The organism is Fodinicola feengrottensis, assembly GCF_010993775.1.
Lineage (GTDB): Bacteria > Actinomycetota > Actinomycetes > Mycobacteriales > HKI-0501 > Fodinicola > Fodinicola feengrottensis.
Map to the genome: position 1 here is coordinate 1 of NZ_WOTO01000081.1, position 12565 is coordinate 12565.

Genomic DNA, 12565 nt, shown 5'->3' on the forward strand with positions numbered 1-12565 from the left:
TGCGGCACAGCTTCGCCGCTCTGTCCGTGACGGCGTACCCTTGAACGGATCCTCCCGCCTGTCGGTCACAGCGGTAGCGCAGTCAACCGAACGTGGTACCGCACCAATCCTTCCGGTCATGGATGACGGCGCGACCGCCATGGATCGGATCTTCTCCGATGAGGGCGGCGACGCTGCATAGTCACTCAGTTAGTCACCCAGGCGCGAAAAAGGGGTTACACCGAAACCGGTGTAACCCCTTCCTACTGCCACAACACCGTCGGGACGACAGGATTTGAACCTGCGACCCCTTGACCCCCAGTCAAGTGCGCTACCAAGCTGCGCCACGTCCCGGTGTCACTGCGACCCGCCAAGTCTAGCCGAGCGGGGGTCGCCGGTCGGCCCAGGGGGCGGCCTGCTCCAGCTGGGATGCCAACCGGAGCAGGGTCGGCTCGCCACCCAGGGCAGCCACCAGTTGTACGCCCAGCGGCAGGCCTTCGTCGGTCCAGTGCAGCGGGAGCGGCGGGGGTGGCCAGCGTCGGGGTCAGGAGCAGGTCGTACGCCTGGTGGAAGGCAGCCAGCCGGCGGACGTGGTCGTGCCGCCGTTCGAGGGCGGCGATGTAGTCGACGGCGCTGGTGCCGCGGCCGAGGCCGGCCATCACGAGGGTGTCCTGTTCGAAGGCGGCATTTGCGCAGCCTGTCGAGGCCTTGATCGACGCCACCTGCCCCGCCACGCTGGCGAACCAGGTGGTGAGGAAATCCCTGGTCAGCACCTCGTCGTCGTACGGCGCGCTGGACAGCTCGACGATCTCGTGGCCGAGTGAGTCGAGCAGCTTGGTGGCGGTGGCGACCGCGGCCCTGGCGGCGGCGGACGGGGTGGGATTGATCGTGGTCGGGACGTAGACGCCGATCCGCAACCGGCCCGGCTCCTTGCCGACCTCGTCCGCGAAGGACGTTCCCGGCACGTACGGCAAATAGGGCGTCGACGGCTCAGCGCCGGCCAGCACGTCCAGCATCACGGCGGTGTCCCGTACGCTCCGGGGGAAATCACACCGTCGGTGGCCGAGCCATGCAACTGTTCCCCGGTGACAGGGCCGGCCGGAATCAGTCCCCTGCCGACCTTCAGACCGAAAAGTCCGCAGCAGGCGGCCGGGATTCGGATCGAGCCGCCGCCGTCGCTGGCCCCGGCGACCGGCACGATCCCGGCCGCCACCGCGGCGGCCGCACCGCCGCTGGAGCCGCCGGGCGTACGGCCCAGGTCCCACGGATTGCGGGCCGGGCCGAAAAGCTCCGGCTCGGTGATCCCTTTCGCGCCGAACTCCGGCGTGTTCGTCTTGCCGAAAATCACCAGCCCGGCGTCGATCCACCGCTGGACGACCGTCGCGTGCTCACCGGCCACCACCTTCGCGAGCGACCGGGATCCGCCGCTGGTCGGATGGCCCGCGTAGTCCTGATGCAAGTCCTTGATCAGGAACGGCACGCCGTCGAACGGGCGCCCGGCGTCGGGGGGGCGCGCGCGCGTGCTCGTCGGCGTCCGCGTCCATCGTCCGTACGACGGCGTTGACCTGCGGATTCACCTGCGCCATCCGCTCGCGGGCGGCGGCCAGCAACTCACCAGCCGGCACTTCCCGCCGCGCGACCAGTTCCGCCAACCCGAGGCCGTCATAGCGCTGGTATTCGTCGAGGTCCATGCCCACTCCGTTTCGCACGGGAAGATGGCATAGACCTATCACGTCGACTGGCCGGGCGCCGGGCCCGGCCAGCCGACAGGACACTAGAACGCGGTCAGGCCCTTCGGCGTACCGACTCCGGTCGGACCGTCATAGCCGGGCTGCGCGGTGCAGAGATAGTCGTTGCCGCATTTGCGGCCGTGCCCCAGCGGATCGTTCGTACCGGTGGTGATGTCGTTAAATACCTCCGGGTGCTGGTAGAGCTTGTCGACCGTGGCGTTGTCGTTAGCCTGCCCGTACATTCCAGCGATGAAAGGCGCCGACGCGCTGGTCCCGCCGATCGTCAGCCAGCCGCCTTGATTTTGGTTGTACATCGCGATGTTGTCACCCGCGGCGGACACATCCGCGGTCGTACGCATCGAGCAGTTCGGGTCGTGCTGGCGAGCTGGCTTGTCCACATACGCCGAACAACCACCGCCGCCATAAAGCCACGCCGATTCGTCGAATCCGCGAGCACTACCCGATTTCGTCAACTCGGTGCCACCGACGGCGATCACATTCGCGCCATTGGCGGGAAAAGACGCCGCTGTGAAGCCCGCGTCGCCAGTGGACACCACGACCTGGTGACCGGGCTGGTCGTAAGCCGACGCGTACGCCTGCGTCGCACCCGACTCATTGAGGCCGTAGCTGTTGGACACCACCTTGGCACCCTTGCCCGCGGTGACGCGGCCGGCCGCCGCGAGGTCGTCGAGACTCGGTGTTTTCGCTTCCACCACCAGGATGTGGCAGGTCGGGCAGGAGGCCGAGATCATCGACACATCCAGGGATTCCTCGACTTCCCAACCCGGATCGTTGTCCGGCAAGGGGGTTGCGTTCCCGTCCTGGTTCTCCACTTTCAAGCAGCCGCTGGCAGACGTACAAGCCGGCAAGCCGTACTGACTGCGATAAGCCGCCAAATCACTTTCCAGATTGAGCGAGTGGTACGCGATCGCCACCGCCACTGTGCTGCCCGGCCCCGGCGTCGCCGGAAGTTGGTACGCCGCACGAAGATCGGTCGCTCCAAGACCGTCTGGGACGGCCGCCGTCTTGTTCGTACGCGGCTGCTTTTTGAACAATGTCAGGCAATGTGCCACTAGTCCCGGCCGGGGCGCACATGCCTGAGCGAATCCCTGCGGGACCAGGGGGGTGGCCGCCGAGGCCGAGGTCGGCGCCATGGCCAGCGCGCCGGCACGCCAGCCGTGACCGCGATTTTGGCTGTTATAGACACGTAGAACTCCGTTCTGTCAGGTCAGCTGGTACGCGCGGGTGACGGTTTCGGAGATCGCGCCGCCAGCCGCGTCGGTGCCGGACTCCCGCAATGTCACGAAACCGGTGGTGGCCGTGTAGCAGGCGGTGAACTTCCCGCCGCCGAGCGACCGCACCGTCGCCGGCCGCCAGGTTTTACCGTCATCGGTGGAGAAATCGACGGTGGCGCCGGTGATCGCAGCCGGCTTCGCAGTCGGCAGATGGCCGAGTTGCACGTCGACGACCTGGCGCCCTCCGGCGACAGTTCCGTGCACACTCATACCGCCGATCGTGGTCTGTACAGTCATCAGCGGCTCGACGGCGCAGTTGTTGTCTGGTGGCTGGTCACCAAGCGCACAGCGATAGCCGGCCGGCAACGTCGGGCCGGTCTGGTGCTGGCTGCGCCAGGTCCATTCGGTGTGGCTCTGGGTGGACAGCTTGTACGCCGGCCCCTCGCGGGTCGCGTCAAGGACCATCCGGATCGTCGACGGCTCCGGGCTCAGCGTCGCCGATGGCACCGTTGGCCTGTCCCCTGCCGCACCCTCGGCGATTTTCATGCCGTTCTGGTCAATTTGGTACGTCCCGAAGACCGTGTCGGTTGGTTCCCCGTAAATGCCCATTCCGGTGTGTCCGGGTTCGTTGTCACTGAAGGGAAGAAGGTTGAAGGCCACAGTGTCGCCGGAACGCTCGGCTGGGGGCTGCACATCCCAGCCGCCGGTCTTGCTCACCCGGACCGGCCCAGCCGGGTGCAACGGGAAGGCGTTCCAGTTCTCCCGTACGGACTGACCGGGCGAATAGACCTTGAAATCGTCATACTGCCCGCCGTACCAGGCCTGGAATCCGCCCTCGTCGTGGGTGTATTTCGCCATTCCGCCAAACCATCCGAGCCCGTGCCCGGCCGAGACATATTCGGTCTGATGGGTCGGGTAAGACAACTGATGATCTGGCCTCAGCACGAAGTCGTTAGCCTCGAACGGAAACATCCCGGTCTGCTGCATGACGCCAACCGAGTCGACGTCGTTGTAGTAGTACGCGTCCAGGGTCGCCATGTTCGCCCGGGAGGCCACGTATGTCTGCGACGGAATCACCCCACTGGTGGGATATTGCAGCGCGTACGCGTACGGGACACCACTCCCCTTCGGCGAAGTCAGCCGCCGATAGGGGAAAGTGTCCAACGTGCCAATGCTGACCGGCGTTTTCGTCGGCGCCACCCAGATCGGACCGCCCGGCGCGACACTCACGTCCAAATACAGATCCGAGCCGGTGTGAGCGGCGCCCGCCGAAAGACGAAACCACCCTCCTGGGGGTCGGCCGGCCGCGGCGTGACCATGGTGACTTTGCTGGTCGCCTCGCTGGCCGCGAGGGCGACGGTGGTGTTGTCCGAGATACTGAACTGCGGACGGGTAACCACTCGCATAGCCGTCGCGTTGCCGGCCGCGTCGGTGTCGAAGAAATACGCAATCGCCGCGTAGTTGCCCGCTGGCACGCTGTATTTGGCCGAACCGTTGTAGAAGCTGCTGATAGCATCCTGGTCGGCACCGATCCGGATGCTGTCATCGAGGTTGACAAGCACCATCGGGTCGAGGTTGTCCGGCTTGCCGACCGCGTCGGTGGCGGTGAAAGTCACCGTCTTCATCGGGAAATGCGGCCGTACGACCGGAGCCGTCTTGGCGCCGGCCAACGAAATCGCCGCCGCCCCCCCACCACCGAAAAGGCCGGAGCCGCTGGCATGTCCTCCGGCGGCCCGATCCGCGAGGAACTGTTTCACCAGCGCGGCTCCGAATGTCTTGCCCGACGAACCAGTCAGATATCCGGTGTGGGCGCCGGTCATCGTGATGCCCGGAACCGCCGGCTGGCTGCCCGCATAGTCCACCTGAACCGGCACCCGCTGGTCGGACTCAGCCGCCCGCAACGCGTCCACGTCGAAAAGGCTCAGATCCAGCCCGCGGCCCCCAGATACGGCATTGCCGCCGCCGGGATTTCGTACGATTTTCCGCCCAGTGTCAGCGAAACCAGCATCCGCCCCAGCCCACTGGAGGCGGCAGGAGTGACCGCCCCCGCTCGATGTCCAGATGATGGAGATATGTCATTAATTTGGTCACCTGTGGGCAGCAGGACGGTTCCGGCCAGCGCCGGTGCCGCCTTCTGGTCCGCCGCGGCTGGCATGCCGGCCAGCCCGGCAGCCATCACCGCAATCGCCGCGCACGCGGCGACTCTGGACATATTCAGCACATTTCCTCCCGTTGGGATCGGTACCCGAAGAAATGACGTGTGTGGTGGGCACGTGGTTGGGACGCCGAAACGGGTGATTCTGGATGTACGCGGTGACCAGGGCAAAGACCGGTCGAATGACCGCTACTGGTCACCTCTGAAGAGTGGTCACGCGGATCCGTCAAGCCAGTTGGTACGAGCGAGTGGTGACTTCGGATATCGAGCCGCCGGCCGCGTCCGTGGCGGACACCCGCAACGTCACGAAAGTGCCACTACTACAACTGCTGAGTACGAGGCCGAATACTTCCCATCGCCGAGCTTTGTCACCTTCGCCGGCAGCCAGGTTTTGCCGTCATCGATGGAATAGTCGACCTTGGCGCTGGTGACCGCGGACCGCGGCGTGAGCTGCAGATGCCCGAACTGCAAGCCGATCGTCTGCCGCCCGCCGGGCACCGTACCGTGCAGGCTGAGACCGGGAATCGTGGTCGCGGTGGTCATCAACGGTTCGGTCGAACAATCGTGAGTCACCGGGTAATAGGGCAGGCACATGTATCCGTCGGGCACTCCGTCGCCCGTCTGGTGTTGGCTGTGCCAGGTCCACTCGGTGTGACTTTGGGTGGAAAGCTTGTACAGCGGCCCAACGCGACTGGCGTCCATCACCAGCCGGATCGTCGAGGCCGCCGGCCCGACCGTTATCGGTGGCACGGCCATATACTCGGCGAGATCACCGCTGGCGACCTTCGTGCCGTCCTGGTCGAGTTCGTACGTCCCGGAACCAGTGCCGACTTTGCCGGGATAGATGCCGCTGCCGACGTGACCAGATTCGTTGTCACTGAACGGATACAGGTTGAAGGTGAAGGTGTCACCGGCCCGCACCACGCCCGGCTGCACCTCCGCGTCATTGGCGGCCGGCGTGAATCGCTCCGGAGCGGCCGGATGCAGCGGATAGGTGTTCCAGTTCTCCCGCACCCACTGACCAGGCGAGTATTGCCGGGGCGCGCCGCCCTGGAAGGATTCCCAGATGTCAATACCCGCGAAATCATGGGTGCTTTTCGCCACTCCGCCACCCCATTCCAGACCAGGACCGGTGGAGACGTAGATCAGTTGGTGAGCCGGCACAGGTTGTTTGTGGTCCGGCGGAAATTCCGGGAAATCCTTCGCGAACGGGTAGGCACCAACCTCGGACTGAGCGCCGAGGCTGTCCACGTCCGAATAGAAATACGAGTCGAGTGTCGCCGTGTTCGCCGGAGTGGCCACGTAGAACTGACGCGGGATCACCCCGCTGGCCAGATACTGCAGGTGGTACTGATAAGGACCACCCGTCGCGGCACCGAACCGCCGGTACGGGTAGGTGTCCAGCTTCCCAAGGGTGACCGGGGTTTTGGTGGGAGCGACGTAAATCGGCCCTCCGGGCGTGACACCGACGTCGAGGAAGAGATCCGGCCCGGCCTGGCTGGTGCGGTGCAGGACGAAGCCACCGTCCTGCGGATCGGCCGGTCGGGGCGTGATCATGGTGACCTTGCTGGTCGCCTCGCTGGCCGCGAACGCCATCGAGGTGTTGTCCGAGACGGTGAACTGCGGCCGAGCCACCACCCGCATTCCGGTCACGTTGCCGTCCGCGTCGGTGTCCAGGAAATAGGCCACCGCCAGGTAGTTTCCGGCCGGCACGCTGAATTTCACCGAGCCGCCGGAGAAGTAGTTGATCGCGTCCTGGTCAGCACCGATCCGGACACTGTCGTCGAGGTTGTAGACGACGACCGGATCCATATTGTCCGGCTTGCCGGACGCATCCGTCCCGGTGAACGACAGCGTCTTCATCGGGAAATGCGGCCGTACGATCGGCGCGGTTTTCGTTCCGGCCAACGAAATCCGTACTGCACTGCCGAAGACACCGGTCGCCCGGCCGCCGGCGGCCCGGTCGGCCACAAACTCCTTGACCAGCGCCGCACCAAAATCCTTCGCCGACGCGGCTGTCAGGTAGCCGGTGTGCGCATCGGTCATGGTGACGCCCGGAACAAACCGGCCGACTGCCCTGGTAGTCGACTGTCACCGGCACTCGCGCATCGGTTTCCGCCTTGTGCAACGCATCGATGTCGAACAGACTCAGGTCCAGCCCTCGACCCAAATACGGCAGAGCCACCGCCGGCAGTTCGTACGATTTTCCGCCCAGTGCCATCGAAACCAGCATCTGCCCCAGACCTGGAGCGGCCGCTGGCGTGACCGAACCCGATCGGCCGCCCGGCCTGGTGTGCAACTGGTCCCCGGTCGGCAACAAAATAGTGCTGCCGGTGGCCGGGGCCGTCCCGGTGGCCGCGACCGCCGGCGGCGCTCCGGCCAGACTGGCCATTATCACTGCCGCGGCAGCGAATGTCGCAACTCGCTTTGTTCTCAAAATGACGCCTCCCCGCCTGTGGTTCCTCACCTCGGAGGTGACCTTTCACAGACAGGGACGCGCTGAATGGCCGCCAGGATGCGCACCCTCTTTGGCCGGCATCGGGCATGTCGTCCTGACCTGCACAAAGACCGCAGCGGACGGCCGCTATCGGCCAGCCGGCCGTGACACCGCGAGCCGGCCAGAAGGCTATTTCTTGCGGGAGCGCTTTTCGCGTACGCGGACCGAAACGCCGACTGGGCTGCCGGTGAAGCCGAAGTCCTCGCGGAGCCGGCGCTCGATGAAGCGGCGGTAGCCGGCCTCCAGGAAGCCGGTGCTGAAGACCACGAACCGCGGTGGGCGGGTGCCGGCCTGGGTGGCGAAGAGGATCTTGGGCTGGCGGCCACCGCGGACCGGTGGCGGGGTGGCGGCCACGAGTTCGCCGAGCCACTGGTTCAGCCGGCCGGTGGGGACTCGTTGCTCCCAGCCTTCCAGTGCGGTCCGCAGCGCCGGTGCCAGTTTGTCGACGGATCGGCCGGTCAGCGCGGACACGTTGACCCGCAGCGCCCATTTGATCCGGCGCAGCTCCCAGTCGATTTCCTTTTCCAGCTTCAGCCGGCGATCCTCGTCGAGCAGGTCCCACTTGTTGAAGACCACCAGCACACACGCCCGGCCAGCCTCGATCACCATGGTGATGACCCGCTGGTCCTGCTCGGCGATTGACTCGGTGGCGTCGATCAGGACGACCGCCACTTCGGCCGCGTCCAGCGCCGATGCCGTACGAAGGCTGGCGTAATACTCGGTGCCGCTCGCGTGCGAGACACGGCGGCGCAGGCCCGCCGTGTCGATGAACCGCCACGACTCGCCGCCCAACTCGACCATGCTGTCGACCGGGTCCACGGTGGTGCCGGCGACCGAGTCGACCACCGAGCGGGTCTCGCCGGTGAGCCGGTTGAGCAGGCTCGACTTGCCGACATTCGGGCGGCCGACCAGCGCGACCCGGCGCGGGCCGCCGATCGGGTCACGGTCCGCCGGCGCCTCCGGCAGGATCGCCAGCACGGCGTCCAGCAGGTCGCCGGAGCCGCGGCCGTGCAGGGCGGACACCGGATAAGGCTGGCCGAGGCCGAGCGACCACAGCTCCATCGCGTCCGCCTCGACGCGCTCGTCGTCGACCTTGTTCGCGATCACCAGAACCGGCTTGCCGGAACGCTGCAGCACCTTGGCCACGGCCCGGTCTTCCACCGTGGCGCCCACCCGGGCGTCCACGACGAGGGCCACCGCGTCGGCGGTCTGCGCGGCGACCTCGGCCTGGGCGGCAATCTGGGCGGCCCGGCCGGTGGCGTCCACTTCCCAGCCGCCGGTGTCGAGCACGGTGAAGCGTCGACCGTTCCACAGAGCGTCGTACGCGACCCTGTCCCGGGTCACCCCGGGCACATCCTCCACGACCGCCTCGCGGCGGCCGATGATGCGGTTGACCAGCGTCGACTTGCCGACGTTCGGTCGGCCAACGACAGCCAGCACGGGTTGCGTGGTGACGTCGTCGACCCACTCGGGCTCGTCGGCCGGCAGCGCGCCGACCTCGTCCAGGAATCCTTCGTTCTCGGTCGAGCTCATCATTGTCCCTGGATCTCCTGAGCCCGTTCGAGGTGTTCTATGAGTGCCTGCCGAATGGTGTCAGACACCGCGGCGACGCGTTTGCGGGTGGCCGCGGCCGGCGCGTCCACCGGGCGCAGCGGCGCACCGAAATAGACCGTGACCGGCCGGCGCGGCTTGGGCAGTTTGGCATCCCTCGGCCAGGCCTGCTCGGCGCCGGCGATCGCGACTGGTACGACCGGAGCGCCCGATCGCAACGCGAGCCACGCGATGCCGCGCTCGAACTCGGCGAAGCCGCCGCCTTGGCGGCCCCGGCTGCCCTCCGGGAAGATTCCCACGACCTGACCGGAATGCAGCGCGTTCAAGGCCGTCAGCAGGGCCGTACGGTCAGGGGTCCCGCGCTTGACCGGCACCTGGCCGAGCTGGCGCAGCGCCCAACCGATCACGCCGTCGAACATCTCGGCCTTGATCAGGAAGGTCACCGGCCGCGGCGACACTCCGAACAGCACCGGCCCGTCCAGGAAGGAAGTGTGGTTGGCGGCCAACAGCAGGCCACCTTCGGCCGGTACGTTCTCGTCGCCGGCTACTCGCAGCCGCAAATAGCCTGGCAGCAAGGCCCGCCGGCCGACCGTACGCACGGCGGCCACGAACCGGGGATGCTCGAGGCCAGCGCCTTCGGCCTCGACCTTCACCTGGACACCGGGCCGAACGCCCCCACATGGACGGCATGCACCAACTGGTCGACGACCTCGTCGATGCCCAGCTCGGTTGCTGTCCAGCACCAAAACGCCCTCGTCGGCGGCGGACAGGAAGCTGCTCGTACGCGAGTCCAACTCGTCGCGCGGCGACGCATCGCGCGCTGCTGCTCGCCGCGCGTTGGTGCCGGTCTCGCCGCCGCGCCGGGCGGCCCGCGCCGCCGCGCTCGCGGTGAGCAGCACCCGTACGTCCGCGTCCGGCGCGACCACGGTGGTGATGTCCCGGCCTTCGATCACGATGCCGCCGGTGGCCGCGATCGCGCGCTGCTGGGCGATCATGACGGTCCGCACGCCAGGGACCGAGCTCACCGCGCTGACCGCGCCAGTGACCTGCTCGGTGCGGATCTGTCGGTCGACCGACTCGCCGTTCAGCCTTACGCCGGGCTGCGCCGGATCAGTACCCATCTGAAGATCCACCCCATAAAGCACAGAGAGGACCCCGTCGGTGTCGCTGGGATCCACTCCGGCACGGAGAACGGCCAGCGTGACGGCCCTGTACATGGCACCGGTGTCCAGGTAGCGCGCGCCCAGGGCGGCGGCCAGCCGGCGCGACACAGTCGACTTACCGGAGCCCGAAGGACCGTCGACCGCGACCACACCGGTGAACGGGACGAAACCTTCGGATGTCGACACGACCCTATTGTGCCCGTCCACGGGGTGAACCGGCATGACGTGAGTCTCGGTCATTGTGGCAAATCCCGTCGCAGGGCCGCGGCTCCGCGCAGATAGACGTGATGCAGCTCGGCTCGCGGTTTCGCCGACTCGATGTGCGCCATCAGCCGCAGCACCCGCGGCATCGACCCGGGCACCGGGATTTCGGTGGTGCACAACAGGGGCACGTCGTGGAAGCCGAGCTGCCGTGCCGCGTACGCGGGGAACTCGGCGTCCAGGTCGGTGGTCGCCGTGAAGATCACGCTGATGAGGTCGTCGGTGGTCAGCTCGTTGCGGCCCATCACCGCTTCGATCAGCTCGGTGGTGCCGTCCAGGATCTGCTGACGCTCGTTGGCGTCCACCTGGATCGCGCCACGCACTGCCCGTACCGCCACCTGATCTCCCTCTCCCGTGGAAAAACCCAGCCTAAAGATCGACGACCTTGTAAAGCTCGGCGACCTCGCTCGACGTGAGGCGGCGCACCGTGCCGGGCCGCTGATGGCCGAGCCGGACCGCGCCGTACTGCGTACGGACCAGCCGGCTCACCGGATGCCCGACCTCTTCCAGCAGCCGCCTGACGACGTGTTTGCGGCCCTCGTGCAGCACGATCTCCAACACCGCCCGGGCGCCGAGCGTGTCGGTGATCCGCACCTTATGGACCTTCACCGGGCCGTCTTCGAGCTCCACCCCGGACATCAGTCGGCGTAGCGTGGCCGGCTTCACCGGGCCGGGCACCTCGGCCATATAGGTCTTTTCCACCTCGTACGACGGGTGCGTCAGCCGGTGCGCGAGCTCACCGTCGTTCATCATCAGCAGCAGGCCCTCGCTGTCGGCGTCCAGCCGGCCGACGTGGAAGAGCCGCCCGGCCGCTCGGCGACGTAGTCGTACACCGTCGGGCGGTTCCGGTCGTCGGACATCGTCGACAGCACGCCCCGCGGTTTGTTCAGCGCGAGGTGCACGACCTTGTCGTCCAGCATGACCCGCTTGTCGTCCACGTGGATGGTGACCTTCTGCGGGTCGACGCGGGAACCGAGCCGGCTGACCACCTTGCCGTCCACCTTCACCCTGCCGTCCGCGATCAGGTCCTCGCAGGCCCGCCGGGAGCCGACACCGGCCGCGGCCAGCACCTTCTGCAGCCGGTCCCCGCGCTCGTCGGGAACATCAGGCTGTTGCGGAGTCGGCACCAAACACCTCATCTAAATCGGCCATGTCCGGCAGCAGAGGCGCCAGTGCAGGCAGTTCGTCCAAGCCGTTCAGGCCCAGCTTTTCCAGGAACAGTGGAGTCGTCACGTAGAGGTGAGCGCCGCTCTCGGGCTCCTCGCCGGCCTCTTGTACCAGCCCACGGGCCACCAGCGTACGCATCACACGCTGTCGACCCCCACACCCCGGATCGCCGAGATGCGTGACCGGCTGACCGGCTGTTTGTACGCGACGACCGCCAACGTCTCCAGCGCCGCCTGGGTGAGCCGCGCCTGCTGTCCATCGGTAATGAACCGTTCGACGTACGCGGCGTATTCCTCGCGCGTGTAGAGACGCCAGCCACCGGCGGCCCGACGCAGGTCGAATCCGCGGCCCTGCTCGGTGTATTCGGCCGACAGCTCGGTCAGCGCGGCCGCCACCTGCTCGGTGGGGCATTCGACGATCTGCGCCAGGATCAGCTCACTGACCGGCTCGTCGACGACCAGCAGGACCGCCTCCAGCGCCGACTTCAACGGCGCACCCGGCGCCGACACCATCACCTCGGTGACCTCGCCAGGCTTGGTTGCCGCCTGCTCACCATCCGGCAGCTCGCCGTCCGCTACGGCAGGCACGTCGTCAACCGCCTCGGCCTCGACGGAGTCAGGTACGTCGTCGACCGCTCGGCTTGGACGAAGTCGGCTACGTCGTCAACCGGCTCGGCTTGCCCAGTGGGAACTTCGGGCGTACCACCATCCACAGTGGACACTGGTGGCTCGGCGGCCGTTTTGGCGGCGTCCGCTGGATTCCCGGTCGGTTCCGGTGGCTGGGTCACGGCTGCTCTTCCTCTGCGGCGAACTCTGTTGCGGACTCTG

At 67.0% G+C, this 12565-nt stretch carries 12 protein-coding genes, 1 tRNA gene and 2 pseudogenes; 1 reads left to right on the forward strand and 14 read right to left on the reverse strand.

The window, feature by feature from the left end; translation table 11 throughout:
* On the forward strand, positions 1-181 hold a 181-nt coding region (locus GNX96_RS59955; protein WP_279583139.1), incomplete at its 5' end, for a hypothetical protein.
* 78 nt (positions 182-259) lie between these two features.
* Here the strand turns inward: GNX96_RS59955 and GNX96_RS44085 are convergent.
* The 14 genes and pseudogenes from GNX96_RS44085 to GNX96_RS44145 form a co-directional block, all read right to left on the reverse strand.
* Positions 260-333 (reverse strand) — tRNA-Pro (locus GNX96_RS44085).
* 22 nt (positions 334-355) lie between these two features.
* A pseudogene (locus tag GNX96_RS44090) lies at positions 356-1670 on the reverse strand (amidase).
* An 83-nt stretch (positions 1671-1753) separates the two neighbouring features.
* Positions 1754-2863: a S53 family peptidase gene (locus GNX96_RS44095; protein ID WP_163573416.1), complete on the reverse strand. Its 1110-nt coding sequence runs from the start codon at positions 2861-2863 to the stop codon at positions 1754-1756.
* Between the two features lie 69 nt (positions 2864-2932).
* Positions 2933-4174, reverse strand: coding sequence for a hypothetical protein (locus GNX96_RS44100; protein ID WP_163573417.1), 1242 nt, complete (start codon positions 4172-4174; stop codon positions 2933-2935).
* On the reverse strand, positions 4171-4854 hold the full coding sequence (locus GNX96_RS44105) for a hypothetical protein (protein WP_163573418.1): 684 nt from the start codon (positions 4852-4854) through the stop codon (positions 4171-4173). The genes GNX96_RS44100 and GNX96_RS44105 overlap by 4 nt, the downstream gene beginning before the upstream one ends.
* An 11-nt stretch (positions 4855-4865) precedes the next feature.
* Complete coding sequence (locus GNX96_RS44110; protein ID WP_163573419.1) at positions 4866-5156, reverse strand: hypothetical protein; 291 nt, start codon at positions 5154-5156, stop codon at positions 4866-4868.
* Between the two features lie 246 nt (positions 5157-5402).
* Positions 5403-7145: a hypothetical protein gene (locus GNX96_RS44115; protein ID WP_163573420.1), complete on the reverse strand. Its 1743-nt coding sequence runs from the start codon at positions 7143-7145 to the stop codon at positions 5403-5405.
* 580 nt (positions 7146-7725) lie between these two features.
* Positions 7726-9129, reverse strand: coding sequence for a ribosome biogenesis GTPase Der (der, locus tag GNX96_RS44120; RefSeq protein ID WP_279583140.1), 1404 nt, complete (start codon positions 9127-9129; stop codon positions 7726-7728).
* A complete protein-coding gene (gene cmk / locus GNX96_RS44125) occupies positions 9129-10496 on the reverse strand; it encodes a (d)CMP kinase (RefSeq protein WP_279583141.1) in 1368 nt (455 codons plus the stop codon). Before cmk ends, der begins: the two co-directional genes overlap by 1 nt.
* Positions 10497-10546: 50 nt before the next feature.
* The gene (gene aroH / locus GNX96_RS44130) at positions 10547-10909 is read right to left on the reverse strand and encodes a chorismate mutase (RefSeq protein WP_163573423.1); all 363 of its coding nucleotides are present in this window, start codon (positions 10907-10909) and stop codon (positions 10547-10549) included.
* A gap of 31 nt (positions 10910-10940) precedes the next feature.
* A pseudogene (locus tag GNX96_RS44135) lies at positions 10941-11710 on the reverse strand (pseudouridine synthase).
* Positions 11676-11876, reverse strand: coding sequence for an SMC-Scp complex subunit ScpB (locus GNX96_RS59960; RefSeq protein ID WP_279583142.1), 201 nt, complete (start codon positions 11874-11876; stop codon positions 11676-11678). Before GNX96_RS59960 ends, GNX96_RS44135 begins: the two are co-directional and overlap by 35 nt.
* Positions 11876-12325, reverse strand: coding sequence for an SMC-Scp complex subunit ScpB (scpB, locus tag GNX96_RS59965; protein ID WP_279583143.1), 450 nt, complete (start codon positions 12323-12325; stop codon positions 11876-11878). Before scpB ends, GNX96_RS59960 begins: the two co-directional genes overlap by 1 nt.
* Complete coding sequence (locus GNX96_RS44145; protein ID WP_163573424.1) at positions 12313-12525, reverse strand: hypothetical protein; 213 nt, start codon at positions 12523-12525, stop codon at positions 12313-12315. Before GNX96_RS44145 ends, scpB begins: the two co-directional genes overlap by 13 nt.
* Positions 12526-12565 lie beyond the last annotated feature (40 nt).

What these genes read in the sequence shown, in the direction of transcription:
- GNX96_RS44095 (WP_163573416.1), bottom strand. Translation starts at nt 2,863, where the DNA reads ATGGCGCCGACCTCGGCCTCGGCGGCCACCCCCCTGGTCCCGCAGGGA.
- GNX96_RS44110 (WP_163573419.1), bottom strand. Translation starts at nt 5,156, where the DNA reads ATGTCCAGAGTCGCCGCGTGCGCGGCGATTGCGGTGATGGCTGCCGGG.
- GNX96_RS44115 (WP_163573420.1), bottom strand. Translation starts at nt 7,145, where the DNA reads ATGACCGATGCGCACACCGGCTACCTGACAGCCGCGTCGGCGAAGGAT.
- der (WP_279583140.1), bottom strand. Translation starts at nt 9,129, where the DNA reads ATGAGCTCGACCGAGAACGAAGGATTCCTGGACGAGGTCGGCGCGCTG.
- GNX96_RS59960 (WP_279583142.1), bottom strand. Translation starts at nt 11,876, where the DNA reads ATGCGTACGCTGGTGGCCCGTGGGCTGGTACAAGAGGCCGGCGAGGAG.